Source organism: Neisseria sp. 83E34 (assembly GCF_001308015.1).
In the GTDB taxonomy this organism is placed as follows: Bacteria; Pseudomonadota; Gammaproteobacteria; order Burkholderiales; family Neisseriaceae; genus Neisseria.
The window spans coordinates 374,929-399,994 of sequence record NZ_LGYH01000001.1 but is presented as its reverse complement, the minus strand read 5'-3'; the positions used below and the strand labels follow the sequence as shown (position 1 = coordinate 399,994).

26 protein-coding genes and 1 tRNA gene are annotated in these 25,066 nt (G+C 46.2%); 5 read left to right on the top strand and 22 right to left on the bottom strand.

Going from position 1 to position 25,066, the window contains the following annotated elements; translation table 11 throughout:
* Positions 1-7 precede the first annotated feature (7 nt).
* The 15 genes from virB9 to AKG09_RS01855 form a co-directional block, all read right to left on the bottom strand.
* Entirely contained in the window at positions 8-823 is an 816-nt protein-coding gene (virB9, locus tag AKG09_RS01925) for a P-type conjugative transfer protein VirB9 (RefSeq protein ID WP_054617800.1), read from the bottom strand.
* Positions 824-832: 9 nt separating this feature from the next.
* Positions 833-1,552: a virB8 family protein gene (locus tag AKG09_RS01920; RefSeq protein WP_054617799.1), complete on the bottom strand. Its 720-nt coding sequence runs from the start codon at positions 1,550-1,552 to the stop codon at positions 833-835.
* Positions 1,553-1,743: 191 nt separating this feature from the next.
* Positions 1,744-2,211 carry a hypothetical protein gene (locus tag AKG09_RS01915; RefSeq protein WP_054617798.1) on the bottom strand — a complete coding sequence of 156 codons (468 nt, stop codon included), beginning with the start codon at positions 2,209-2,211 and terminating at the stop codon, positions 1,744-1,746.
* Between the two features lie 76 nt (positions 2,212-2,287).
* Positions 2,288-2,488, bottom strand: coding sequence for a hypothetical protein (locus tag AKG09_RS01910; protein ID WP_054617797.1), 201 nt, complete (start codon positions 2,486-2,488; stop codon positions 2,288-2,290).
* Between the two features lie 12 nt (positions 2,489-2,500).
* On the bottom strand, positions 2,501-3,433 hold the full coding sequence (locus AKG09_RS01905) for a type IV secretion system protein (RefSeq protein WP_054617796.1): 933 nt from the start codon (positions 3,431-3,433) through the stop codon (positions 2,501-2,503).
* A gap of 59 nt (positions 3,434-3,492) precedes the next feature.
* Complete coding sequence (locus tag AKG09_RS01900) at positions 3,493-4,233, bottom strand: type IV secretion system protein (RefSeq protein WP_082391719.1); 741 nt, start codon at positions 4,231-4,233, stop codon at positions 3,493-3,495.
* A 42-nt stretch (positions 4,234-4,275) separates the two neighbouring features.
* Complete coding sequence (locus AKG09_RS01895; protein WP_231623880.1) at positions 4,276-6,552, bottom strand: conjugal transfer protein; 2,277 nt, start codon at positions 6,550-6,552, stop codon at positions 4,276-4,278.
* Between the two features lie 43 nt (positions 6,553-6,595).
* Positions 6,596-7,018: a VirB3 family type IV secretion system protein gene (locus tag AKG09_RS01890; RefSeq protein ID WP_054617793.1), complete on the bottom strand. Its 423-nt coding sequence runs from the start codon at positions 7,016-7,018 to the stop codon at positions 6,596-6,598.
* 11 nt (positions 7,019-7,029) lie between these two features.
* Positions 7,030-7,359, bottom strand: a complete 330-nt coding sequence (locus tag AKG09_RS01885; protein WP_054617792.1) for a hypothetical protein — start codon at positions 7,357-7,359, stop codon at positions 7,030-7,032.
* A 106-nt stretch (positions 7,360-7,465) separates the two neighbouring features.
* Positions 7,466-8,080 carry a lytic transglycosylase domain-containing protein gene (locus AKG09_RS01880; RefSeq protein WP_054617791.1) on the bottom strand — a complete coding sequence of 205 codons (615 nt, stop codon included), beginning with the start codon at positions 8,078-8,080 and terminating at the stop codon, positions 7,466-7,468.
* A 754-nt stretch (positions 8,081-8,834) separates the two neighbouring features.
* Positions 8,835-9,377 (bottom strand): DUF2062 domain-containing protein, encoded by a 543-nt coding sequence (locus tag AKG09_RS01875; protein WP_054617790.1) that lies wholly within the window; start codon positions 9,375-9,377, stop codon positions 8,835-8,837.
* 169 nt (positions 9,378-9,546) lie between these two features.
* Positions 9,547-10,611, bottom strand: a complete 1,065-nt coding sequence (gene plsX / locus AKG09_RS01870) for a phosphate acyltransferase PlsX (RefSeq protein ID WP_054617789.1) — start codon at positions 10,609-10,611, stop codon at positions 9,547-9,549.
* A 15-nt stretch (positions 10,612-10,626) separates the two neighbouring features.
* The gene (locus AKG09_RS01865) at positions 10,627-11,157 is read right to left on the bottom strand and encodes a phosphoribosyltransferase (protein WP_054617788.1); all 531 of its coding nucleotides are present in this window, start codon (positions 11,155-11,157) and stop codon (positions 10,627-10,629) included.
* Positions 11,158-11,343: 186 nt separating this feature from the next.
* Entirely contained in the window at positions 11,344-11,523 is a 180-nt protein-coding gene (rpmF, locus tag AKG09_RS01860; protein ID WP_002214744.1) for a 50S ribosomal protein L32, read from the bottom strand.
* Between the two features lie 38 nt (positions 11,524-11,561).
* Positions 11,562-12,065 (bottom strand): DUF177 domain-containing protein, encoded by a 504-nt coding sequence (locus AKG09_RS01855; RefSeq protein ID WP_054617787.1) that lies wholly within the window; start codon positions 12,063-12,065, stop codon positions 11,562-11,564.
* A gap of 52 nt (positions 12,066-12,117) precedes the next feature.
* Between AKG09_RS01855 and AKG09_RS01850 the strand changes: the two genes are divergently transcribed.
* The 3 genes from AKG09_RS01850 (at position 12,118) to AKG09_RS01840 (ending at position 13,696) form a co-directional block, all read left to right on the top strand.
* Positions 12,118-12,708 (top strand): nucleoside triphosphate pyrophosphatase, encoded by a 591-nt coding sequence (locus tag AKG09_RS01850; protein ID WP_197272087.1) that lies wholly within the window; start codon positions 12,118-12,120, stop codon positions 12,706-12,708.
* Positions 12,709-12,851: 143 nt separating this feature from the next.
* On the top strand, positions 12,852-13,562 hold the full coding sequence (locus tag AKG09_RS01845; protein WP_054617785.1) for an SAM-dependent methyltransferase: 711 nt from the start codon (positions 12,852-12,854) through the stop codon (positions 13,560-13,562).
* A 57-nt stretch (positions 13,563-13,619) separates the two neighbouring features.
* Positions 13,620-13,696: transfer RNA gene (locus AKG09_RS01840), tRNA-Pro, on the top strand.
* A gap of 359 nt (positions 13,697-14,055) precedes the next feature.
* Here AKG09_RS01840 and AKG09_RS01835 read toward each other — a convergent pair.
* Positions 14,056-15,291 (bottom strand): sugar MFS transporter, encoded by a 1,236-nt coding sequence (locus AKG09_RS01835; RefSeq protein ID WP_054617784.1) that lies wholly within the window; start codon positions 15,289-15,291, stop codon positions 14,056-14,058.
* 394 nt (positions 15,292-15,685) lie between these two features.
* Entirely contained in the window at positions 15,686-16,291 is a 606-nt protein-coding gene (wrbA, locus tag AKG09_RS01830) for an NAD(P)H:quinone oxidoreductase (protein ID WP_054617889.1), read from the bottom strand.
* Between the two features lie 73 nt (positions 16,292-16,364).
* On the opposite strand from wrbA, the gene AKG09_RS01825 reads away from it, so the two are divergent.
* Positions 16,365-17,606, top strand: a complete 1,242-nt coding sequence (locus AKG09_RS01825; RefSeq protein WP_054617783.1) for a YihY family inner membrane protein — start codon at positions 16,365-16,367, stop codon at positions 17,604-17,606.
* A gap of 85 nt (positions 17,607-17,691) precedes the next feature.
* On the opposite strand, the gene AKG09_RS01820 is transcribed toward AKG09_RS01825, so the two are convergent.
* The 5 genes from AKG09_RS01820 to guaB all read right to left on the bottom strand — a co-directional run bounded on the left by AKG09_RS01820 (position 17,692) and on the right by guaB (position 24,385).
* On the bottom strand, positions 17,692-18,945 hold the full coding sequence (locus tag AKG09_RS01820) for an acetate kinase (protein ID WP_054617782.1): 1,254 nt from the start codon (positions 18,943-18,945) through the stop codon (positions 17,692-17,694).
* A 298-nt stretch (positions 18,946-19,243) separates the two neighbouring features.
* Positions 19,244-20,902, bottom strand: a complete 1,659-nt coding sequence (locus tag AKG09_RS01815) for an electron transfer flavoprotein-ubiquinone oxidoreductase (RefSeq protein ID WP_082391718.1) — start codon at positions 20,900-20,902, stop codon at positions 19,244-19,246.
* 251 nt (positions 20,903-21,153) lie between these two features.
* Positions 21,154-21,435 carry a cell division protein FtsB gene (ftsB, locus tag AKG09_RS01810; protein WP_054617781.1) on the bottom strand — a complete coding sequence of 94 codons (282 nt, stop codon included), beginning with the start codon at positions 21,433-21,435 and terminating at the stop codon, positions 21,154-21,156.
* Positions 21,436-21,447: 12 nt separating this feature from the next.
* On the bottom strand, positions 21,448-22,734 hold the full coding sequence (gene eno, locus AKG09_RS01805; protein ID WP_054617780.1) for a phosphopyruvate hydratase: 1,287 nt from the start codon (positions 22,732-22,734) through the stop codon (positions 21,448-21,450).
* 184 nt (positions 22,735-22,918) lie between these two features.
* Positions 22,919-24,385, bottom strand: coding sequence for an IMP dehydrogenase (gene guaB, locus AKG09_RS01800; protein ID WP_054617779.1), 1,467 nt, complete (start codon positions 24,383-24,385; stop codon positions 22,919-22,921).
* A 191-nt stretch (positions 24,386-24,576) separates the two neighbouring features.
* Here guaB and AKG09_RS01795 point away from each other — a divergent pair, with 191 nt between their 5' ends.
* Positions 24,577-25,059, top strand: coding sequence for a DUF4124 domain-containing protein (locus AKG09_RS01795; RefSeq protein WP_054617778.1), 483 nt, complete (start codon positions 24,577-24,579; stop codon positions 25,057-25,059).
* Positions 25,060-25,066 lie beyond the last annotated feature (7 nt).

The window sequence follows — 25,066 nt, the reverse complement described above, 5'->3', positions numbered from 1 at the left end:
TCCGTGCTTATCGGGTCACCCGTACAAAATCGTTACTATCAGTACCGGTACGATTGAATGTGCCCTTTTCATTAAAGCCCCGGTTTTCAATCGCAAGCACAGATTTTCCCAACCGTAACATGAATTTTTTGGCGGTCTCATGGATAACGATCACTTCATTCTCCATATGGGTGTTTAACAATGCTTCGGTGCCGTCATCCATAACCTTATAAACCAACGGCAGCTCTTTACCGTTATCAAAACTCAAATAAGTAAAGCGGCCGTTGTCATAGGCCGCCGTCGGTGTCAGGTTTTTGCTTCCGTATGCCCAATAGTTTTGATTGTGCTCTGCGTTTTTCAATGCCCCCGCTCGATACAGCTTATCAAGCGCTTTAGCCTGTTTTGCAGCTATTGCCCGGTTTTTTGCATCCACCGAATCAGGATAGTGGAAGCGTAAAATATAGGTCGGTTTCTGTTTTTTGAACGGCTTGAGTGACAATGAAAAAGCGTATGAGCGCTTATTGGTCTGTATCAGCAGATTGGTGTCCGGCAGCTTGGCCGTCGGCTTGAATACGATATTGTTACCTTTAATACCCATATTCCAAGCCTTCTTATCTCCTACCCCCAAAAATGCAGAATCGCCGACCAGACGTTCATCGGGACCCAGTTGGATCCAAGATGCGGCGCCGACTTTGCCGCGAATGTGGTATACCTCATTCTCGTTGTAAACGGCATATTGGATATGGCAGTCTCGGCTGGCACATTTGGGAACGGTAACTGCTTGGGCCGTCAGCGGTAGGACTGACAAGCACAGAAAGGTCAGTAAATTATTCTTGATGTTCATACACATTCCTTATGGCGTGTTTTCCGGGTCAACCCGATAGCTGTTTACCTGAAAACCGAGAGGATTAACCAAACGGTCTTTTTCGCTAAACGGTTTGTCGGTGTAGTCAAAGCTGATGGTTGCAATCATTTTTTGAGCAGGAATCACTTTGTCCAAATCGCCGGTCACCGGAATCCGTTGCTTTTCAAAACGGATTTGGGCGGTTTTACCGATAAAGGTAATGGCATTGACTTTTGCAACGACTTTGTAATCCCCTCTCAATTTGAGATGGGGCGCATCGGGATTGTTGTGATATATTTTGGAAAACTCGGCTTGAACGGTCGGGGCGCTCAACAGCATGGTGGCATCATAACTGTCTTGAATGGTTTGCCAGTCATAACCTTCCCGGTAACGGATGTACTGGCTCAGGAAGAATTTGTCCACCACTTCGCCATAGCTTTCCTCTTTCTTTTTGACGGAGGTAACAATATCGGTAACACCGGTATTGTTATCCACTCGGATAACAAACGGCTTGACTTCTTTTAATGGGGTAAGTCCGGCAATTGCGCCGGCGAGCAAGCCGACCAGCAGCAGGCAACCGCCTGAAATACGCCAAGCAATTTTACTGTTGCGGCGCACCATCTCGATTTCGGATTTCTCAAACGCTTTTGCCGCATCGATAAAATCCAAAGCTTTTTTATTGCGGGCGTTTTTTCCGCCGTTTTTTGGATTAGTAGTTTGCGCTGTCATCAAAAGCCCCCTATCGTGGTTGATGAGTTAATAGGAAAAGGGGTGCCTTTCGGTTTGGGCGGGTTTTTCCCCACACAGGCACACAACATCAAGGCAACAGCCGTTGCAATCATCCAGTTCTTCATGGCTCTCGTCCTTTCTTTAAAAGTAAAAAAGCATGCTCGGAGCATGCTTTGGGTGTTGGGGCGGGATCAGTATTCCGCTACGACAAATCTGGTTTTCCGGGTATTCAGGTGGTGGCCGTCACGAAGGGCGAAAGGCGAGACTGTATCTACCCGAGTTTTTTCGCCGGGCGGCAAATGCACTTGCGCCCGAACTGAGGTCACTAAGTAGTTCTGCTCGTCGTAAACAGGAATAACAATTGAGATATTCAATAGCTTGTTGGTTTTGTTGAATGCCTGCCCATCGAAACGTACATCGGTGCGGGTTTCGTTAAGCTTCTCCAACTTCAATGAGAGGTTACGGATTTCATATTGGGATGTTACTTTGTCCACAACGGTATAGGTTTTTCCGATACTGCCGGAGGAATTGGATGCAGACAAGGCAGAGTTCGCTTTATCCAGCGCTCCACTCAATTGTTCCAACCCTGCATTTAGTTGGGCACAGCCCGACAAAGCGGCGACGGCAACGAGTGCCGAAACAGTAAAACGGATATTCATGAAAACTCCTTCAAACAAAAAGCCCGTACTGAAAACAGTACGGGCTTGATCATCCACAAAATAAATTTTTTAAAATTCAGCGGTGGTCACGGTCATCTTTGACCACAACGGTAATCGGACCACCAAAAAACCAGCCTAAAAAAGCCATCATGCTGACAAAGAAACAAATAAATGTAAAAAAAGCTACCTTCATATTTAATTGCGGGCCAATGATAATTTGACACACAAGGCCAAGAATAAACAACAAAAAAGAATATTTTGCCAACTTACCCATCATGATAAAACTCCTTTATTTGCCTTGGCGGATATCCCCTCCTTTCCTACCCAAAGAAGGGATATTTTTGGTTTTGGCCCAAGCGTACACCGACATGACGGTACGGCTGAAGCCGTTTACCGAAGCACCGCCGGTCAATGCCGAAGCGATGGATGGAATACCCCATGCCACCAGAATAAAGAAAACGGTTGACAGCAAAAATAACGGAATCAAACCAAAAACCTGCGCCACGGATGTGATGTCTCCCACAATAGCATTCTCCATATGCGTTGTAAAGAAATCCTGCTGTAAGGCACCCAAAACAGTAAAAAACAAAATGGTTACGGAATAGTTTAAAACCTGACCAATCCAGTTCATGCCCCATTGCCGGGTGGAGGGAAATAAAAACGAGCCGATAAAAATCGGACCGACTACGATTACCATGGCCAAAGACAATTTGGCAATTACATAATACGAAAAGCTGATAACAAAAAATATAATGCCACACCCCACTATAACGGCCCATCCGATATACAGCATCAATTTATCAGATACTTGGGTAAAATCTAAACCAGCGGCATATTCTAAGATAGTAGTCGAAGTATTCATCAAGTTGCTGGCACTAGTATCCAATGCGCTGGCTGTATATTCCTGCGTCCCCAAGAAGCCGCTCAACCGGTCGGGAAACATCCAAATCCAGTTGGCCAACTTGTCATACTGTGATGCGTTGAAAGCGCAGGCGATGATAATCAGCCAGGCAATCAGGCTTTTGGCGATGTCTACCACGCTTTCGTCAAAACCCTTCTTATAATAATCAAATGCCAACAACACCACGTAGATTGAAAAGCCTGCCTGAAACAGCGGAGCGACACCGGCAATAAGGGAACCCGATTTGCTGAATAGGTTGGAACCCATCCCGTTCATAATCATATTGGCGATGTCGGAAAAAAACGTATAGGTTTGTCCCATATACCTTCCTTTATCAAAAACACCCGGCATTTAGCCGGGTGTCGAACAGGCGAATAATGTTACCGGTTGCACTCGTCAAACTTTTTGTCGAACATATGTCGCGACATACAAGCTTCACGCGCCGCATATTTTTTCTTCTCGATTTTTTCCTGTTGGGCAAAAAACCGATCCATCATATCAAGCCTTGCCTGCGTGGTCTGGATTTTTGCCTGCTCTGTTGCAATGCGGTTTTGTAAATCGGCAGCGGCCTTAATGTCTTGCGTGTTGTTTATCTCCTCGCGTAGTTTTTCGACAGTAGTTAACTGGGCATACAGCTCGTCAAATGCTTTCTTGGTCAATTCTTCGTTGCTGGCCAGCAATTGTAAAGCCGTTTCCGGGTTATATTTTTTGCCGTCAAGCACTGATTTGTAGTCAATGTCTTTAATACCGTTGTATAAAGAGCTCCACTCGGTAGGAATCTGGGATTTTGCCGTATCTTTCAGCAGGTTACCCATGTTACGGGAGCCGGTAACGGCTTTCAATTGGTTTTTGAGTTCCGTTAACTGCTTAATTTGGTTTTGGATCTGCTGAGCCATCTGAACTGTCTGCTGAATCTGCTGTACCAGTCCTAGCGGATTAGTTACGGGAATGCCCGCCGTAGCAGGCGTAACTGCACCAAACATTAAGCTCGTCGAAATCACAGCAGCGAAGGCTGTTTTTTTGAAAAAATTCAGGTTCATGTGAATCTCCTTATTAAGGAATAAAAAACCACCCGTTAGGGTGGTCGTTAAAAAACCCGTATACGGGTCCGATATAGGCATAGCAGATTGGGAAAGTAACGCTTTGATCGTATAAAACTCCTCCTAAAAAGTTTTGCGTACTTTTGCCGCTTCACGTTTGCGAATGGCATCGATAAACGGCTGATACCAGTCATTGACGTCTTCGCTACCCACCTCTTCCATTACCTCATGCAGCAGCTCCACATTGTCGGATGAGCCGGACAGGAAAGGCATCTCGTCCTTGAACCCGTACAAGTCAAGCATGGCAAAAGCGGATTGCTTGGATTGCTTAATCAGAAAAGTGCGGCTCTCTTTCGACAGTTTGACCAGTTCTTCGTACTCTTTCCGGGTAATGCCGCATCTTTCGTAGCTACCCTCATACTCTGCGTCAGGGTTGGGCAGATAAATTTTGGTCGGCGTTTGCTGTACGATCGCGGCAAAAATCGGGCAATTGATTGCGTCTTCCGGTGACTGCGAAACCAGAATCAGCCAACCACCCAACTTACGGTCGGTCTTCAGGATTTTCAGCATCATGTCCTGAGTGACCGTGTAACGCGCCGCATACCAGAACTCTTCGATGATGGTGGCCAAAATACCGCTGTTTTTGGCGATTTTCTGCATCATAATATTTCGAAGATGGAACATGTATGCCAGCACCGGGCCGGTTGGCGGGTAGTCGTCTTTCAGGATATCGGTCAAATCAAAACCGACACGGCTAAAGTCCTCCGGGTCAAACCGGTTGGTCGGGTTATCCAAGCACCATGCGAAGCGACCACCTTCGCTGCGGCACCATTTCGACAAACGTACCCGCAATGAATTGGGATTGTTGATAACCGGAATGTTCTGCAACAGGTGACTGAAGTTACGGTTTTCAAAATCAAGGCTCAGCACGCTGTCTACTGCAAATTGGATTTCCTTCTCTTCTGCAGCAGTCAGCTTGCCGTTCTCGTCTTCTCCGCACATGCCGACCAGGGAATACAGAAACTCGCGGTTGGCCGGTGTATCTTTAAGCTGAAACGGATTAAGACCCGTCGGTTCGCCGGCCTGAAGTGAGAAGTAGCTGCCGCCAATCGCCCTGACAAAAATTTCCATCCCGCGATCTAAGTCCATCACAAACAAGTTGGGCTTAAAACGTTCGGCAAATGCCATAATTGCCGACTGCGTGGTAGTTTTACCGGTTCCGGTTGCACCAAACAGCAGGGAATGACCTGCAATTTTTTCACCGATATTGTCTTCTTTCGGATTGGAAAAGTGAAAGTTAAAATCGTAGATGGTTTTTGAAACCGTTTGCAGCGGCATCAAAGCGGAACCGTCGCCAATCGGATTGCCCGATTTCTTTCCCTGCGAATAGTTGTGAATGCCGAAAGTGGTGGCGAAATTGGTGGTGGTTTTGGGAAACATCCGCGGTTTTTCTTTACTGCCCGGCACTTGGCTGAAGAACGTCGCAGGTGCAGACAGTCCGGCTTTGGTAAACCGGTAGCCGCCGGCGTTCAGGAAAGTCGAATAAGCCCGCGCACCGTTTGCATCCGCTGCTTCGGGTGTATTCCCGTAAACGACCAACGCACAATGGTAGTCCCCGAACATCAATTCCCCAGCAGCCAGCTTACCTTGCCCTTCAAGCAACTCATTAAACTGCCCACTAGCCAAATCACCGGCAGATTCAAGATTGTTCAACTGCTTTTTGATTTTATCTTTCATTGTATGGGGATTAACAAAAATCAAGCTTTGCGTCAGCGTAAACTCACAAGGCAAAGTCAGGATGCTGTTGAAAATTTTCGGTTTGCTCAATCCAAAATCTTTCAAATCAAACATTTTGGCAAACTTAATGGTGCCGTCTTGTGAGCGGATTTCACAAATGTCAGAACCAAAATGCAAGCTGGCACCGCCAATCATTTGATATGCATCCACAGTAGACAAAGGGATAGGTTCTTTCTGCCCGTTAATCAGGCTGCCGAAAAATTCATACACCTCGGAAAAAGGAATCCCGTTTTGGTTTTGATATGCCGTCAACAAATACGGGTCATAGACATCAAGGGAACGCATCATGATCTGAATTTGCTCCTCCGCTTCTTTTATGCCCATATCAATGTTGTCGGTTTTTATCAAAACGGTAAGGTGGTAAACGTTTTCGAAATAGTCGTGCTCCTCAAAACGCCGCAGATATTTTTCGGCAAACTTCCGACAGAAAATAGAACCGAATTCATACTGCCTGTCGAAGTTGATTTTTTGGCGCTGCAAAGTCCCCCAGATTGCCAATCGGTTTCCCAGTGTTTTACCCATACCGGCCAACAGGGTTCGAAGTGATACAAACTGTGAAAACAGATGTTTGTCGTCAACCCCGTCAAAGGGAATACCATTCATGCGTATTACAAAGGCAAGATAGCCGTCTTTGTAGCGAACAATGTTATTGGTGACGTGTTGGCAGATCTTGGGTAGAAAATCTGACTGAGCCGGCTGTTTTTGCAGAGCTTTGGTCAAAAAATCGCTGATAATCACTTAATTGTCTCCCGAATTTAGTGGCAAGGAATGTATTAGTGCCACCAAACAGTTTTGAATTTTTCTTTCTCAAAAACCATTTTAGTTCATACACGTACATCCTGATTGCCTGGTCATCGTTGGCACAGATTGTGCGGAAAAACATAATGAACGGGACCGGCAGCAACAGGAAAAACAATGCCGATCCTTCTAGGATCGGCAAAGAAACCATCGCTGCCATAATACCGACGAACCCGCTGGCAGCGAGAGCGGGCAGAGGTACACCAACTACCATCGCTTGCCGGGCCATACCATTAAAGGTAGACTGCTCCGTGTCTATATTCTCGGTCATTTGGCATCCTTTTATGAGAACGACATAGAGCCGCCTTTAGTCCACAGATATGCAACAAAGGCAAGACTGGCAGCTGCACCAACCACCCATAAACAAACAACCAGAATATCGCCCCACTGTTTGCGGCCTTGTGCTCCTTCAATACACTGCCACAACACAATAATGGATGCGACAACCCCGAGGAACGTATAAATTCCTGTGCGGATGGTGGTTGCCATTGACGTCGCGTCGTCAAAGCCGGCAGCCATTGCGCCGTGACTTGCAATACACATGGCTGCCGCGGTCAGTATATTTTTGAACAATGTTGTTTTACGAGAAGATGTTGAGGTTGAAATATCCATATTGATTCCTTTTTGAAGAAAACAAAAAAGCCGCTTATATGCGGCAGACATAAAAAAACCGGCACTTGGCCGGAACGCTTTTTGTGCCCGAAGGCGAACTGCTAAATTAAAATTCTTGGAACACATCCCAAGCAGCGAATTGTTTGGGTGCTTGGGCATAAACGGCAGCACTCTCAGTGATAGCCGGCTTCGTCTTTGGACGGCCTTTTACCTGTGGCTGATAAACCGCTTTCATCACAACATTTTTGCCGGCAGCGTAAGCAGGTTTGCCACTGAGTTGCGCATAACGGTTTTTAACAAACCGAACATAATTCTGTGTTTCCCGATAAGGAGGGATACCCTTGTACTTATCCACGGCTCCCTCACCGGCGTTGTAGCCGGCCAACATCAAGTCAATATTGCCGTTATAACGGTTACTTAGAAATCGTAAGTAACGTGTGCCGGCAATGATGTTATGTTCAGGGTTATACAGTTGCTTAGGATTAACACCCATCCTTGCAGCGGTCGGCGGGATAACTTGCATCAATCCTCGGGCGTTTTTCGGAGATGTTGCATTCCAGCGTCCGCCGCTTTCGCGAGCCATGACCGCCCATACAAGATTTGCGTCCAAACCTTGCGCCGCCGCATGTTTTTCTACTAAGGCTTGGTATTGTGGATAAGGGGCAGCCGTTACCATGCTTGATAAAGCACATAAAGCCACAACAAATGTTCGCCTCGGCATGTAATTTCCTTTCTCTTGTTTTTAAAATCGGATAAAGTAAAAGCCTTCTAAAATTCATTCTAGACGGCCTTCTTTGACAATTTGTTGCAATTAAACTTGTATCCATCATTTCTATAATTAGCCTGTTTCATCACCCTAATTTACCTCCAATAAGTTACACCATCGTCGCACAGGTAGGCTGTTTTATCGGCTTCAGGAACAACCACCAACCCAGTATCCACTAGTTGTAATTCCTACGCCCGTTTGAATATCGCCTTTAATATGCTCGACAACCTTACAATTATGCTCCACTTTGAATTTCTCCCATTTAGCACCCTCATCTAATAACAGCACAAATACCGTTGCTGCAAATAAACCAATAAAAAAATCGCATAAGTAGCGATCTCATTTCCATTAGTAATCTTCCAAATAAAATAAATGCCAATTAAAGCGATAAGAACAATAAAACTGCATTATCTGTATTGATAAAAGAAACCAAGTCCATAAACTCCTCTTGTATAAAAAACAAAAACTTAAACATGACCCATACAATAGGCTGGCTTAAGTTTTTGTTTTTTTTTGCTGTGACGAAATTGTGACTAAATATCTAACTTAGATACTGTTTGTGACTGTAGTTGCAGGCTTCACTTTTATTTAAAAACAATTAGTTATACTTACAATCTCGGACTGTTAATCCGCAGGTCCCTGGTTCGAGCCCAGGTCGGGGAGCCAAATTTCAAGCCTGAATATTTTTATTCAGGCTTTTTCATTGCAATTACTTTCTCGCCTCTTGACGTTTTTTCCATTGATAAGCTGTGCGGCCACGCCAAAACAGCAATACGGCAAAATAACCAATAATCGCCAAAGTGCCACCTAAAACAGGTACGCCAAGCAACAAAGGTTTGCCTGCACCTAAAAGCCAATGACCAAGTTCAGTAAAAAAATGATCTCCCCAATCAGGTAAATTCAATGATGCTTCAGGCTGCATACCCATCAGGAAACTACCGATGCGGTAAGCCAGATAATAAAGCGGCATATAGGTAAGCGGGTTAGTGTAAAGTGTAGAAAACACAGCAACCGGCAAATTGGTCCGCAAAAAATAGGCCACAATCAAAGCGCTTATCATCTGCGTAGGCCCTGGCATCAAACCACAAAACATCCCCACGGCCACTGAAACAGCAGCCTGCCGGCGGTTCAGTGTCCAAAAATAAGGTTTGTCAAACATGGGAGCAAAAGGCTTTGTCCAACGGGAAGCAAATATTTCTTCCCTTTTGGGTAACTTCTGCCTCCAAGTTTTGTTGTTACGTGGTTGGTTCATAATGCTTTCATTCTTACTGTGCTGAATATTTAATATTGTAGTTGTTGCCAAAATTTAAAGTTATGAGTCATGAAAACGTGAGCAATATTTGAGTTAATTTTAAATGCCTGTCTGAAAATATTTTTCAGACAGGCATTTAAAGTTTCACTGACAAATACTGTTTCAAAAACTATTCGATATTATTCGCCATAGCAGCATTTTCAGCTTCTTGCTTTTTCTCTGCCAATACAGCAAGTTGGGCAGCAACACCCTGCTCTATTCTAACTAAGCTGTCGGCTTTGGCTTCATGATAGGCTTCTTCCAAAGCATAACGAAAGCCTTCTGCATCAGTACCGCCGTGACTTTTTACAACCACACCACGCAATCCCAAAAAGATCGCACCGTTAAATTTACGCGGGTCGAATTTGCTTTTAAAACCTCTCAACGCAGGCAAAGCTGCCAATGCCCCCATCTTGGTAAAGATATTGGCCTGAAACTCTTGCTTAATGGCGCCCCCCATAAACTTCACCATACCCTCGATGGTTTTCAGCATAATGTTACCGACAAACCCATCGGCAACCACCACATCAACTTCTCCACTGAAAATTTCGTTACCTTCAATATTCCCGATAAAGTTTAAATCTGCTGATTTTAAAAGTTTAAACGCTTGTTTTACCGTGGCAGTACCTTTGATATCTTCGGAACCGACATTCAACAAACCCACGCGCGGACAACCGTTTTGCGGGAAAAGCGCCTGTACCAGCTCACTTCCAATCACGGCAAACTGAACCAGATTTTCGGCAGTACAATCTACGTTGGCACCCAAATCAAGCATCAAGGTGGTGTGGCTTCCTTTTGAAGGGAGAAACTTAGCAATCGCAGGACGCTCGATACCGGGGATAGTTTTCAAAACAAAGCGTGCAGTAGCCATCAGTGCACCGGTATTACCGGCAGAAACCGCTGCCTGCGCTGCACCTTCTTTAACTTGATTAATGGCCACACGCATAGAGGAATCTTTTTTATTTTTCAAGGCAAGTTGTGGTTGTTCATCCATATCCACAACTTGCGATGCATGCTTGATTTCCACTTTATCCATTGGCGCACCGGCGGCCTTAAGTAATGAGGTCAACCGCTCTTGATCCCCTACCATAATCAGGCGGACATCTGTGTGCTGCTTCAAAAAAGCTACGGCTCCGGGAACGGTTACATCCAATCCCGAATCACCACCCATAGCATCTACAGCCAATGTAATCATAAGGTTTTCTCCGCGCTAAATCTTTTCAGATTGTTTAGCCAATTGGTTATGCTCTTCAATATCTTCGGCATCCCATGGATAATTGATCCACCAGTCCTCTACAACAATGCCGCTGTAATAAGGAATGCCTTCCGGCAGTTTGCCTTTTTTCTCTTTTTTCTTTTCATGCAAGACGGCAATACCGATAGTACCCAAGTCGAGTTTAGATAAATCGTTCAGCACAAACTCCATGGTAACGCGGCTGTCGTCAACCTCGTCAACCACCAATACATTTTTACCTACCAAATTTTCAGGCAAGGGATCCAACCATTGGATTTTTTTCACGCTCTCAGTATGTTTTCCTTGATATTCACTATCATAATAAGCAGTAGTTACGGCATAAATAGGGATATTCAGAAAACAACGTAAAATTCGTGCAGGGATAAATCCGCCGCCGCCAATTGCAATCATCGCATCATACTTTACACTGCCTGCCTGCACTTTTTCTGCCAAGCTTTTTAATACGCAGTGAATATCATCGTAGGTATACCAAACTTTTTTTTCCATAATCTTAACTGCCTGAGTTTTGAAAACCTAATTTAGAATGTGCCTGACTTGTCCAAGATCAACGAAACAAAGGCTACTTCATAAATCGACATCTGAGGTAATCAGCATTTAAAACGCTAAGAAGCCAGCGATTTGTCTGATGGACAATCTTCTGGCTTCCTTCATAAGTATCCGCAGAGAATAAAATTATTCGCCTTTGGCTTTTACCACTTTGCGGCCACGGTACATACCGTTGGGAGAAATGTGATGCGGACGGTGGACTTCGCCGGTGGTGCTGTCAACAGACAAAGCAGGCGCAGTCAAAGCATCGTGTGAACGGTGCATACCGCGTTTAGAGGGAGATTTTTTATTTTGTTGAACGGCCATTTCAAGCTCCTAATAATTAAAATAAAACTGTAAATCGGTTAGCGGCTGCTTTTCAGCCCTGCCAAAGCGGCAAAAGGATTCGGTTTGTCGTGATTGACTGTTTCCAATTCGATGTTGTGGCAGTTTTCATGGCGGGGCGAATAAGGCAAGGCCATCAAAATCTGATCTTCTATCAAAGTGCGGATATCGAGCTCTTTTTCTAAAAGCATACCTTCCAACTCATCATCGGAAAGCATAGCATCATCCAAGCTCTGTTCATCGGCAAACAGCACAATATGACTCGTTTCATCAAGTTCAAACGACATCGGTTTTACGCATCTTTGACAGATTAGCGGCATATCCGCCTTCAAGCTCAGATCCAAAAACAAGCGCTGCCATTTATCCAATCCGCCTTTTAATATAAAAGACACATCGGCCTCTTTGCTTGCCAAATATTCGTGCGACCAAACACGCTCATCCAACTCACCCAGTTTCACAGAACCTTCCAGTGTCTGCTTCTCGGCGGCGAAAACTTCAGGGTCAATCAAATTAAGGTCTAACATAAACAGGGCATGATATAATTTTAGCGGTTTAACGTCAATGTTTTTTACGCATATGAATTCAAAATTTCCGCTTATTTTAGGCTCAAGCTCGGTTTTCCGCCAAGAGCAATTAAAACGCCTAGGTCTTTCTTTTCAAACGGCAAAGCCTGATTTTGACGAAACACCGAAAGCAGGAGAAAGTGCAGAAGCCACTGCCCTGCGACTAGCTGTGGGCAAAGCACGCTCGCTCGCTTCATTATTTCCACATGCTTTAATCATAGGTGCAGACCAAGTTGCCTGGTGCCACGGCAGGCAATTAGGAAAGCCGATGAGCGTAGCAAACGCACAACAAATGCTTGAAACATTAAGCGGGCAACACATCGAATTTTACAGCGCCTTGTGTCTGCTCAACACAGGTAACGGCAACCTGCATACCCATGTTGATAAAACGACTGTAACCATGCGCAATCTAACCACCCAACAAATCGCACACTATCTGAAGCGTGAGCCGGATGCTATATATTGCGCCGGAGCGGCCAAAAGCGAAGGTTTGGGCGCCGCGCTATTACAGCGCATCGACAGCAGCGATCCCAATGCCCTTATCGGCCTGCCCATTTTCAAATTGATTGATTTTTTAGCCGAAGAAAACATTAATATACTTTAGCCACTATATAACACCGCAAAACTTAATATTCAGCCACAATCAATATGGATAGTACAGTTATACGAACCAACACCCTGGAATATTGAGTTTTTTGGCCATAACTTTCAGACAGGCATTTTTTAATAAAAAATCAGGAAAACCCGATGCAACCCGTTTTATACCTCATTCCGACCCCTCTCGGTGCACACGACACCCCCTGCCTGTTGCCACATGAGCAGCAGCAAATTACCGGCCTGACCGATTTCGTAGTTGAAGCTGAAAAAACCGCACGAGCGCATTTGAAGCATCTAGGTATCAAGACACCCATCCGCGAACTCAACCTGCAAACGCTGAACGAGCACACCAGCTCGGAAGCCTTACCCGATTTACTCAAACCGTTAACGGAAGGCCGCAGCATGGGCATCTTGAGCGAAGCCGGCTGCCCTGCCGTGGCCGACCCCGGCTCGAATCTAGTGGCACTGGCACATGCACATGGTTTTGAAGTACGTCCACTGGTAGGGCCATCCAGCATTTTGCTGGCATTAATGGCATCCGGTACAAACGGGCAAAGCTTTGCATTCAAAGGCTATCTACCCACCGACAAAACCGAGCGCATCCATGCTTTAAAAACACTGGAACAACATTCACGCCGCCACCGGGAAACTCAAATTTTCATTGAAACGCCTTATCGCAACGATGCCCTGCTAACCGACGCATTAACTAACCTTCATCCCGCCACGCGCTTTTGCGTTGCCTGCGATTTAACGCTGCCTTCACAAATCATTATCAGCAAGACCATAGCGGATTGGCGTAAACTGGGTACTCTGCCCGACCTCAAAAAACGGCCGACTATTTTTGTCCTGCACGCTGCCTAAGCACAACCGAGCTTTTCCTTGACAAGGCTCAAGCCGCTATCTAAAATAATCGTCTTTCGGAATGTAGCGCAGCCTGGTAGCGCACTTCGTTCGGGACGAAGGGGTCGGAGGTTCGAATCCTCTCATTCCGACCAAACATCTAAAAACGGCTTTGAAATTATTCAAAGCCGTTTTTTTATAACAATAAAAGAATAGTGTTGAAAAGTAATGTTTTTGCAAATCATTGAGCCATAGATGTCTTCCTAAGCAATTGCCGCGCAATGAAATGCCTGTCTGAAAAGTGATTTTCAGACAGGCATTTCCACAACACGGCCACTTCCCACCGTATTCAGATTTGTCCGGAAAATGGCGCTACTATTGTTTTTCTATGTTACGTACGACAAACTAAAAACGATACAATTCAATCATTAACCTTTAAGCTCCTCAATTATATTAAAATTAAAAATGCCTGTCTGAAAACCGTTTCAGACAGGCATACTGATCAATCAATTACTTAGTCAACTTTATGACCTTTAGCCGCAAAGAATGAAATGTACAAGTAGCACAAAATAGGCAATACAAAAGAAGCCATCAATGCACTGGTTGCACCCATGCTACCGGTTAAACCGTCAATCAACATACCTTGCGTGAAAGGAATAATTGCACCGCCCACGATAGCTGTGCAAATAACGCCGGAAGCCGCGCCGGTAAATTTACCCAAACCACGGGTAGCCAGCGAGAAAATTGTCGGGAACATGATTGAATTAAAGAAACCTACGCCCAACAAAGCAAACATCGCCACTTTACCACCAGAGAGGATGGCTACAGCAATTAAAATCATCGCCATCACTGAGTTAAACATTAAATATTTGCTTGGTTGGAACCGGCTCATTACAGCAGACCCCAAGAAGCGGCCTATCATTGCACCACCCCAATAAAAAGCAATCAATTTAGAACCTTGCAAATGAGTCACACCGGCAGCCGCTTCCATCACATTAATCAACAAGCTACCTATTGCAACCTCTGCACCTACATAGCAGAAAATAGCAACCGCACCCAAAATCATATGCTTATACTGCCACACGCTGGTTTTGCCGTCATGATTATGTTCGGTTTCTGCTTCGGCGATTGCCTTTGCATCTGGCAATCGAATCAACTTCACGAAAACAGCCAGCAAGATTAATACTCCGGCCAAACCCAGATAAGGAATTTGTACCGATTGTGCTTCTTGCAGCGGATCCATATGCTGGCTGGCTTCAGCCAAAATGAGCAAGCCGCCCAAAGGAGGTGCAACCGTAGTACCTACCGAGTTAAAAGCCTGCACCAATGTTAGGGTTGCAGATTCTTTGCCCGGCTTGGCCAGCAAAGTTACATAAGGGTTACCGGCCACCTGCAATAAAGTGATACCGGAAGCCAAAATAAATAAAGCACTAAGAAAAACCGGGTAAGACAAACTGGTAGAAGCGGGGTAAAACAAAATGCAGCCCAAAGCAGCAATCAGAAAGCCGCCGATTACGCCGTTTTTATAACCTAATTTTTCTACCACTTTACCCATTGGAATCGACATGAGCGCGTATGCGCCGAAAAACACCATGTTAATCAACATGGCTTGCGTATAATTTAAACTGAACGCATTTTTCAAATGGGGAATCAACACATCATTTAGAGAAGTGATTGCACCCATCATAAAAAAGAGGGATGTCAACACGCCAAGAGCCGGCGTATTATTGCTTGAAGCTTGTGAAGACATTATGTTTATCCTATCTCTGAATTTAAATAATTATATGGTTTACACTTACTTAGAAAACATCAAGTGTAAAATTTTGTCCAAATTTTAGACAACAGGAAATCATACTGTTATTTGCGGAATGACGCCAGTGTTATATTACTACAAATTTACTAAATCATAACAAATAAAGAACTTAAATTACAAACATCACCATCTCAAATAACAAGAATTTCAAATAAATCTATTACAAACAACACATTAATCTATCACCCAATCACTGGCCTACATAATCAGCATCCAGCAATCGAGCCAAGTCATACTAACAATCTTACATAAAATTGTTAATGCAAAATTCTCCGCAACAAAATAACAAAGACAGGCAAATGCCTGTCTGAAAACAAATACCTAAGAAATATCAAACAGACAATTTTTTAGCCAATTCTGCCAATCTTTTTCCTTGTGCAAACGCAAGCCGCTGCTCATCATGACTCAATTGCGGCTTACCATCGGAGCCAGCCACATGCGAGGCACCGTAAGGCGTACCTCCTGTCTGGGTGTTCGACAAAGCACTTTCATTAAACGGAATACCACTAATCACCATGCCGTGATGAAGCAAAGGCAACATCATGGTTAAGAGTGTACTTTCCTGCCCGCCATGCTGGCTGGAAGTGCTGGTAAACACGGTTGCCGGTTTGCCTATCAGCTCACCTGAGAGCCATTGCGCGATTGTGCCGTCAACAAAATATTTCATCGGCGCAGCCATATTACCGAAACGCGTAGGGCTGCCCAATGCCAGTGCTGAACAGGTTTTGAGGTCTTCCGCCGTGCAATAAGGCGCGCCCTCTTGCGGAATGTCAGGTTCTACGGCTTCACACACTGTCGATACTTTCGGCACCGTGCGCAGCACGGCTTCGCATCCTTCAACACTTTCTACGCCGCGTGCAATCTGGCGCGCCAAATTTAATGTGCTGCCATGCAGGGAATAATATAAAACAAGAATTTTCAAGGCTTTTTGGCTCATCATCTTTTTTCCGTTAGAATGTTGTCTCTTTAAACAGTTTGGCCGTATATGATGCGGCGATACACCGATTATTATGCTTAAAACCCCTGCTTTGCAAGAGTGGCGAAAATCGCGCTGGTTTGGTTTTGCCCGTTTTCTTACCCACCGCTTTAACGAAGTGCGCGTGCCTCAGATTGCCGCCAGTTTAACTTTCACTTCATTATTGGCTCTGGTACCTGTACTGACTGTGGCCTTGGTGATTGTGTCTGCTTTTCCCATGTTTAACGATGTGTCCGAAGCATTTATCGGCTTTATCAACATGACCATTGTGCCCGAGGGCGCCGATGTGGTGTTTGATTATCTTAATGAATTCAAACAGAAAGCCAGCAATCTTACTGCCATCGGTATCATCATGCTCGGTGTAACTTCCCTGCTTTTGATTCAAACCATTGATCAAACGTTCAATCGGATTTGGCAGGTAAAAAATCAGCGTTCTATTTGGATGCAGTTTTTGGTTTATTGGGCATTGCTTACTTTCGGCCCATTGGTTGCCGGAGTGAGCTTAACCGTATGGGGTTTGTTGTTGAGCAAAAGCGGGTTAGAGTCGACTTTTCCGGTTTTATCCCGTGCTTTAGCCATTTTTACTTCATTATTGTTTACCACCATCGCTTTATGGCTACTTTACCGTTTGGTTCCAAACCGTTTCGTACCCAATAAACATGCCTTTGCCGGCGCCGCCATTACGGCGGTTTTACTCGAAATTCTACGCTGGGGCTTTCGCATTTATGTTAGCCAGTTTAACAGCTACCAATTGATTTACGGTGCATTCGCGGCGATTCCTGTATTTTTGGTATGGTTGCATGCTTTGTGGATGGTCGTGATCAGCGGAGCCGTGTTAACTTCCTCTTTCTCTTATTGGCGCGGCGGGGCATTCCTGCGCCAGTTTGATTCGCGGGGGCGCTTTGATGATGTATTGAAAGTATTGCTGTTATTGGATAAGGCACAACAACGTGGCCGCACAATGAAAGTTCAGCAATTCCGCCAGCACATCAATATGGGCTATGATGAACTGGGCGACCTTTTGGAACAGCTTGCGCGCCATGGCTATACTTTCCACGGCAACCACGGCTGGGTGTTGAAAACCAATGCGGAGCAAATTATCATCAGCGACCTGTTCAAGCATTTTATTTACCGCCGCCCCGAGCATATCTCCAGCAACGACCCTATTTCAAAAACTGTCGACGATATCATGCAACCGTGCACGGAAAGCATGAATATCAGTTTGGCTGAGTTTCAACGGCATATGCAGGAATACGAGAAAACTGAGCCGGCTTAAGCATTGCCGATGCCTTTAAAGCTGAAAAATCAATAATGCCTGTCTAAAAATTCAGACAGGCATTATTGATATCAGCCTAACTCGCTTACAAACCTGCCAAACGGCCTGTATCCATGGCAATCATACGCTCTTCATTAGTCGGCACCACCACCACAGCCGGCTCGCGGCCTTTTTGGCTGATAACGCCTGATGCACCGAAGCGTGCTGCTTTATTCGCCTCTTCATCGATGGTCAAACCCAAGAAACCTAAATAGTTTACGGTTTTACTGCGGACAACGTCCGAATTCTCACCAATGCCTCCGGTAAATACCAACGCATCAATGCCATTGGTTGCCACAGCCATAGAAGCAATGTATTTTGCGAGGCGGTAAGTCATCACTTCAAGCGCAAGTTTCGCACCTGCATGACCTTCGGCTGCAGCTTCCTGAATAGTACGGCAGTCGTTTGATAAACCGGAAATACCGAGCAGGCCGGATTTCTTGTTGAGCATATCGGTTACGGCTTTTACATCCATACCGGCATTTTCAGCTAAAAACGAGCAAATGCTGGGATCTACATCTCCGCTTCGTGTACCCATCACCAAACCCTCGAGTGGTGTTACACCCATGCTGGTGTCTTGCGACTCACCGTTTTTCACTGCACAAACGGATGCACCGTTACCCAAGTGTGCAATAACTAGAGAGCAATCATTAATGTCTTTACCGATCATTTCGGCAGCCACCGGGGCAACATAGCGGAAACTGGTACCGTGGAAACCATAGCGGCGGAAGCCGTATTCTTTGTAAAGCTCTTGCGGTACTGCGTAAGTGTAGGCGTGCTCCGGCATGGTTTGATGGAAAGCCGTATCAAACACACCCACATTAACCAATCCGGGGAAAATGCTTTGTGCGGCACGAATGCCGGTAAGATTCGCCGGATTATGCAGCGGCGCAAGCGGAATACACTCTTCGAGTACATCCAATACTTTGTCGTCAATCACAACCGAGCCGCTGTATTTTTCGCCGCCGTGTACGATACGGTGTCCGATAGCACGCACCATATCTTGCAAATCATGCGCACGCAATTCTTCGAGCAGTGCTTCTACTGCTCCGGTATGATCATGGCGGTCGGATAGGCTGACTTCGTGTTTATCGCCGTCTTTTCTGTCTACAAACCAAGAACGGCGCACAACCGGTCTGATATCGGCATTATCGAAATATTTGAAAGTAATATAGGCGTCGGGGGTGGTCAGCTTTTCAGCAAGGCAGCTGAGAATCAGGCCGCCGGTTTTATTATCAATTAATGCGCCCTTGAGGGAAGAGCTGCCGCAGTTTAATACCAAAATCAGATCGTTGGTCATATGGTTTCTCCTTAATTATTCTCATGTTGCCGCCGAAATGTACTCAAAAATCCGGCTCTTTGTACAATCTTTTATTTAAATGGCAGCCATCAGCAAATCTGATGACTGCCATTTGCCTGATGTATAGTTAAACCGACACATTTTTCATACAAGGCAGCAGGCCGTAGACAGTACGATTGATACTGCAAGGCGCAGCAACGCCGTAGCAGGAATAAAGTCTATTTGTGATATACATAAATAATGCCTGTCTGAAAATATAAACGCTCCGGTTTTTCAGACAGGCTTGTCTTAATTATTTTTACATCGCGCCGTAATTCGGGCCGCTGCCGCCTTCGGGGCAAACCCAGTTGATATTCTGCGTTGGGTCTTTGATATCGCAGGTTTTGCAATGCACACAGTTTGAGGCGTTGATCTGCAACTGCGGCTGTCCGCCCTCTTCTACAATTTCATAAACCGCAGCCGGGCAGTAGCGCGTTTCGGGCGAAGCATATTCTTTATGGTTCACATTGATCATAGCTTCGGGATTGCGCAAAACCAAATGGGAAGGCTGATTCTCCTCATGGCTGATATTAGCCAGAAATACGCTGCTGAGCCGGTCGAAAGTGAGCGCATTATCCGGCTTCGGGTAATCAATCGGACGGCAATCGGCAGCTTTTTTCAGCGTTGCATAATCCGGCGCATGGTGTTTGAGTGTCCACGGGCCGCGGCCCTTAAGCACATACTGCTCCAAGCCTGTGTAGGCAAACGCTGCCCACATGCCCCATTTGAACGAAGGCCGGATATTGCGCACCGCATACAGCTCTTTGCCCAACCAACTGCTTTCCAGCGAACCCTGCAAAGTTGTGATTTCCTTGCCGCTTTCCGGTTCGAATCCGCTCTCTTCCAAACGGGGAAACACCGCCTCTGCGGCCAGCATGGCCGACTTCATCGCGGTATGTATGCCTTTAATACGCGGCACATTCAAAAAACCTGCAGCATCGCCAACCAGCAAGCCACCGGGGAAACTCAAACGCGGCAAGCTCTGCCAGCCGCCTTCCACCAAAGCGCGCGCACCATAAGCAATGCGGCGGCCTCCTTCAAATGTTTTACGGATTTCAGGATGGGTTTTAAAACGCTGAAACTCTTCAAATGGCGACAAATAAGGGTTTTCATAATCCAGCCCCACCACGAAACCCACCGCAACCTGATTATTATCGAGATGATAAATAAACGAGCCGCCATAAGTTTTGGTATCCAGCGGCCAGCCTGTGCTGTGCACCACCAAACCGGGTTGGCATTTGCCTTCGGCCACTTCCCAAATTTCCTTAATGCCGATACCGTAAGTTTGCGGTTGACTATGTTTATCAAGCTGGAAGCGCTCAATCAGATGTTTCGATAAGGAACCCCTGCAGCCCTCGGCAAACAGCGTTTGCTGCGCCCAAAGTTCCATGCCGGGCTGGAACATATCAGTGGCCTCGCCATCTTTTCCCACACCCATATTGCCGGTAGCAATGCCTTTAACCGAGCCGTCAGCATGATAGAGCACTTCGGTAGCTGCGAAGCCAGGATAGATTTCCACACCGAGGTTTTCCGCCTGCTCGGCCAGCCAACGGGTAAGCTGCCCGAGGCTGATGATGTAGTTGCCATGATTTTTAAAGCTTGGTGCAGTCGGTAATTTATAGGCCTTTTCTTGTGTGAGAAACAATACCTTATCTTCGGTAACGCTGCGGGTTAACGGCGCACCGTTTTGCCGCCAATCCGGCAGCAGCTCGGTTAATGCAATTGGGTCAATAACGGCACCCGATAAAATATTGGCACCCACCTCCGAGCCTTTTTCCACCACGCAGACGCTCGCTTCCCTACCTGCTTTTTCAGCCAGCTGCTTCAAGCGGATGGCCGCGCTCAAACCGGCGGGGCCTGCGCCGACAATAACTACATCATATTGCATGCTGTCGCGTTCAATGCCTTGCATGTCCATTGTTTATGTTCCTGTGATTTTTATTGCTTGTGCCAGCTTGAATGCATTCAAATAGAGATTCAAACTGAATAAATTGAATGGTTTACTGTTTATTATAACATCTGCCGAAGCAAATATTTTCAGACAGGCATTGCCTGTCTGAAAAGTGCTCAAGCATACCGAAGCGCTCCTCAAAACCGAACCGCAAACCAAATGCCTGCCTGAAAACTTTTCAGACAGGCATTCTTTAACTAGGATAAATCAAATACCAATCAGCGGTTTCTTTGGTCAACCATGCGGTAATAAATCTCGCCGTCCCTGATGTAGCCTAAATCTACCCGAGCGATTTCGGCGATGGCTTCTTTACCGTTTGCCAGATCATCCACTTCAGCCGCCAAGGCATTATTACGCAAAGTGAGCATACTGTTTTCCGTTTCCTGCGTTGCCACTTCGTTTTGCAGGCGCCACATGTCGCGCCAGCCGCCTTTCGACAGCCAAAGGTCGTATTGCGAGCCGACAATACAGATGCTCAGAAAAACAGTAACCCATCTCATGCTGGTAATGCCTTATTTTTTCAGTTGGTAAAATGCTGCTTTGCCCGGATAGTATGCGGCTTCGCCCAGCTCTTCTTCAATACGCAGCAGCTGATTGTATTTAGCCATACGGTCTGAACGGCTGAGTGAGCCGGTTTTGATTTGCATACAGTTGGTGGCAACGGCTAAATCGGCGATGGTGCTGTCTTCGGTTTCGCCCGAGCGGTGGCTCATCACGCTGGTGTAGCAATTGCGTTTGGCCAACTCTACCGCTTTCAATGTTTCGCTCAAAGTACCAATTTGGTTCACTTTTACCAGCAACGCATTGGCCACGCCGGCCTCAATGCCCTCTGCCAAAATTTTCGGGTTGGTCACAAACAAGTCGTCGCCCACCAATTGAACTTTATCACCCAATTTTTCAGTCAGCAGTTTCCAGCCTTCCCAGTCGTTTTCATCCATACCGTCTTCGATGGAAACAATCGGATATTTTGCTACCAAACCTGCCAGATATTCGGCAAATTCAGCGCTGCTCAACGATTTACCTTCGGCTTCCAAGTGGTATTTGCCATCTTTGTAGAATTCACTGGAAGCGCAGTCTAATGCCAGCAATACATCTTCGCCCGATTTGTAACCGGCAGCGGTAATAGCTTCGACGATTAATTGCAAAGCTTCTTCATGGCTGTTTAAGTTGGGTGCGAAGCCGCCCTCATCACCAACAGTCGTTGGGAAGCCTTTGCTGTCACACAATTTTTTCAAAGCATGGAAAATTTCCGCGCCGCAACGCAAAGCATCGCGGAACGTGTCGGCACCCACAGGCATAATCATAAACTCTTGAATATTCAAGCTGTTATTAGCATGTTCGCCGCCATTGATAACGTTCATCATCGGAACCGGCAAAGCAAGCGGGCCTGCACCGCCTAAATAGCGGTAAAGCGGCAAACCTGCGTCTTCGGCAGCAGCTCGGGCAACTGCGAGAGAAACAGCCAAAGTAGCGTTGGCGCCCAAACGGCCCTTATTATCGGTGCCGTCCAAATCAAGCATGATTTTATCAATATAAGTTTGCTCGGAAGCATCCACGCCGATTAGCGCTTGAGCGATTTCGTTATTTACGTTTTCTACGGCTTGCAACACGCCTTTGCCCAAATAACGGCCTTTGTCGCCGTCACGCAATTCCAAAGCTTCTTTTTGGCCGGTTGATGCGCCGGAAGGTACGGCCGCACGGCCCATTACGCCTGATTCCAGCAACACATCACACTCAACAGTGGGATTGCCGCGCGAATCCAAAATTTCACGAGCAAAAATATCAATAATAGCGCTCATTACAGAACTCTCCATTGTTAGATCGGGGTTTAAAATAGTTTCAGACAGGCATTGAAACAGGGCTAATGCCTGTCTGAAAAATATCATGTTTTTTCGGCATCAATCAGCAAGCCAACAGCTTTTAACAGCCAGTGCCCAGCCAGAAAAACTGCCAGTAGTTAAACTGGCAGTTTTATCACAAATATCAGCGCACGTGGTAATTGGGCGCTTCTTTGGTAATTTGCACGTCGTGAACGTGCGATTCGCTCATACCGGCAGACGTAATTTCCACAAATTCTGCTTTTTCATGCATTTGTGCAATACTTGAGCAACCCAAATAGCCCATGCTGGAACGCAAGCCGCCGACCAATTGGTGAATAATCTGCACAATCGGCCCCTTATAAGGCACGCGGCCTTCAATGCCTTCCGGCACATATTTATCCGTGCTTTCCTGTTTGTCTTGGAAATACCGGTCGCTGGAGCCTTGGCTCATCGCACCTAAAGAGCCCATGCCGCGGTAAGATTTATACGAACGGCCTTGATAAAGCTCGATTTCACCCGGCGCCTCGTCTGTACCGGCAAACATACCGCCCAGCATCACACAAGATGCCCCCGCAGCCAAGGCTTTAGCCAAATCTCCCGAAAAACGGATACCGCCATCGGCAATCAGCGGCACACCAGTGCCTTTCAAAGCTTCCGCCACATTATGGATCGCCGTTAATTGCGGCACACCCACTCCGGCCACAATACGGGTAGTACAAATCGAACCCGGGCCGATACCCACTTTCACAGCATCCGCGCCGGCAGCCACCAAATCACGCGCCGCCTGTGCCGTTGCAATATTGCCGCCCACCACTTGAACTTGCGGAAAGTTTTGCTTTACCCACTTCACGCGGTCAAGCACACCTTGGCTGTGACCGTGAGCCGTATCCACCACAATCACATCTACGCCTGCTTTCACAAGCGCTTTCACACGCTCATCCGTGTCTGAGCCCACACCCACGGCAGCACCCACGCGCAAACGGCCGTCGGCATCTTTATTGGCATTTGGGAATTCAGTTGTTTTTAAAATGTCTTTAACAGTAATCAGGCCTTTAAGTTCCCAATCTTCATTCACCACCAAAACACGCTCTACTTTGTGGTCGTGCATCACATCCCGCGCATCTTCAATAGACGTGCCCTCCGGCACGGTAACCAATTTCTCACGCGACGTCATAATGGCGGAAACCGGTTGATCCAGCCTCTTCTCAAAGCGCAAATCGCGGTTGGTTACCAACCCCACCACTTTGCCGTTTTCCACCACAGGCAAGCCGGACATTTTACGTTTGCGTTGCGACAGCATCTCAATCAAATCACGAATCAGCATACCCGGGGCGATGGTAACAGGGTCTTTGACCACGCCGCTTTCATGACGCTTTACCTTAGCCACGGCGGCAGCCTGCTGCTCGGCGCTCATGTTTTTGTGGATAATACCGATACCGCCTTCCTGTGCCATAGAAATGGCCAGCTTGGCTTCAGTAACAGTATCCATCGCAGCAGAAAGAAGGGGGAGATTCAGAGAAATTTCACGGGTAAGAGGGGTTTTGAGGGAAACGTCGCGCGGAAGCACGGTTGAATGTGCGGGAACCAGCAAAACGTCGTCAAAAGTATAGGCTTTTTCTACGATACGCATGATGCTTTGAAACTTTCAGTTTGTGCAAGATGCACGATATTGTAGCAAATCCGCCGCGCTTTAGTAAGCCGCACCAAACAAAAAAAACCATTTTTTTACAAGTTTCCATGACAGCACCAACGGAACACGGTAGAATCAAACACTAAGCTTTATTCAATCATACATAATATTGAAATTCCGAAAGAATAAATATGCACATTACTTCATTTGCCAAACTAACCGCGCTCGGTTTGATTCTCGCCTCAACAAGCCTTCAGGCCAAAGAGGTATATAGTTGGAAAAATGCTAACGGAACCAATACTTACTCGGATGTTCCCCGCAATTTGAAAAGCAACGGTGTTAACACGATCAATGTGCGCACGCAAACCGTAAGCACACCGCCTGCTGCAAATTCCGCCTCAGAAGGTGCATCTTTGGCCGAACAGCAAAAGCAGATTAACGACAAAATGGCTGCTAATAATAAACAGGTCGAAGAAAAAAACAAACAAATTGAAGAAGAAAACCGTAAAACACAAGAAGCTAACTGTAAAACTGCGCGCATGAACCGCGCATTTGCCGAGTCTGCCCGAACAGCCAATCGCGATACCTTAATGGCACGTTATGATGCAGATATTGAAAAATTCTGCTCTACTCCGGCTCCTGCATCCACGCCTGCGGCCCAATCGCCCAGTTAATCATTTC

Coding starts and splice junctions, on each gene's coding strand:
- virB9 (WP_054617800.1), bottom strand. CDS start 823: ATGAACATCAAGAATAATTTACTGACCTTTCTGTGCTTGTCAGTCCTA.
- AKG09_RS01920 (WP_054617799.1), bottom strand. CDS start 1,552: ATGACAGCGCAAACTACTAATCCAAAAAACGGCGGAAAAAACGCCCGC.
- AKG09_RS01915 (WP_054617798.1), bottom strand. CDS start 2,211: ATGAATATCCGTTTTACTGTTTCGGCACTCGTTGCCGTCGCCGCTTTG.
- AKG09_RS01910 (WP_054617797.1), bottom strand. CDS start 2,488: ATGATGGGTAAGTTGGCAAAATATTCTTTTTTGTTGTTTATTCTTGGC.
- AKG09_RS01905 (WP_054617796.1), bottom strand. CDS start 3,433: ATGGGACAAACCTATACGTTTTTTTCCGACATCGCCAATATGATTATG.
- AKG09_RS01900 (WP_082391719.1), bottom strand. CDS start 4,233: ATGCCTATATCGGACCCGTATACGGGTTTTTTAACGACCACCCTAACG.
- AKG09_RS01895 (WP_231623880.1), bottom strand. CDS start 6,552: ATGAATGGTATTCCCTTTGACGGGGTTGACGACAAACATCTGTTTTCA.
- AKG09_RS01890 (WP_054617793.1), bottom strand. CDS start 7,018: ATGACCGAGAATATAGACACGGAGCAGTCTACCTTTAATGGTATGGCC.
- AKG09_RS01885 (WP_054617792.1), bottom strand. CDS start 7,359: ATGGATATTTCAACCTCAACATCTTCTCGTAAAACAACATTGTTCAAA.
- AKG09_RS01880 (WP_054617791.1), bottom strand. CDS start 8,080: ATGCCGAGGCGAACATTTGTTGTGGCTTTATGTGCTTTATCAAGCATG.
- AKG09_RS01875 (WP_054617790.1), bottom strand. CDS start 9,377: ATGAACCAACCACGTAACAACAAAACTTGGAGGCAGAAGTTACCCAAA.
- plsX (WP_054617789.1), bottom strand. CDS start 10,611: ATGATTACATTGGCTGTAGATGCTATGGGTGGTGATTCGGGATTGGAT.
- AKG09_RS01865 (WP_054617788.1), bottom strand. CDS start 11,157: ATGGAAAAAAAAGTTTGGTATACCTACGATGATATTCACTGCGTATTA.
- rpmF (WP_002214744.1), bottom strand. CDS start 11,523: ATGGCCGTTCAACAAAATAAAAAATCTCCCTCTAAACGCGGTATGCAC.
- AKG09_RS01855 (WP_054617787.1), bottom strand. CDS start 12,065: ATGTTAGACCTTAATTTGATTGACCCTGAAGTTTTCGCCGCCGAGAAG.
- AKG09_RS01850 (WP_197272087.1), top strand. CDS start 12,118: ATGAATTCAAAATTTCCGCTTATTTTAGGCTCAAGCTCGGTTTTCCGC.
- AKG09_RS01845 (WP_054617785.1), top strand. CDS start 12,852: ATGCAACCCGTTTTATACCTCATTCCGACCCCTCTCGGTGCACACGAC.
- AKG09_RS01835 (WP_054617784.1), bottom strand. CDS start 15,291: ATGTCTTCACAAGCTTCAAGCAATAATACGCCGGCTCTTGGCGTGTTG.
- wrbA (WP_054617889.1), bottom strand. CDS start 16,291: ATGAGCCAAAAAGCCTTGAAAATTCTTGTTTTATATTATTCCCTGCAT.
- AKG09_RS01825 (WP_054617783.1), top strand. CDS start 16,365: ATGCTTAAAACCCCTGCTTTGCAAGAGTGGCGAAAATCGCGCTGGTTT.
- AKG09_RS01820 (WP_054617782.1), bottom strand. CDS start 18,945: ATGACCAACGATCTGATTTTGGTATTAAACTGCGGCAGCTCTTCCCTC.
- AKG09_RS01815 (WP_082391718.1), bottom strand. CDS start 20,902: ATGGACATGCAAGGCATTGAACGCGACAGCATGCAATATGATGTAGTT.
- ftsB (WP_054617781.1), bottom strand. CDS start 21,435: ATGAGATGGGTTACTGTTTTTCTGAGCATCTGTATTGTCGGCTCGCAA.
- eno (WP_054617780.1), bottom strand. CDS start 22,734: ATGAGCGCTATTATTGATATTTTTGCTCGTGAAATTTTGGATTCGCGC.
- guaB (WP_054617779.1), bottom strand. CDS start 24,385: ATGCGTATCGTAGAAAAAGCCTATACTTTTGACGACGTTTTGCTGGTT.
- AKG09_RS01795 (WP_054617778.1), top strand. CDS start 24,577: ATGCACATTACTTCATTTGCCAAACTAACCGCGCTCGGTTTGATTCTC.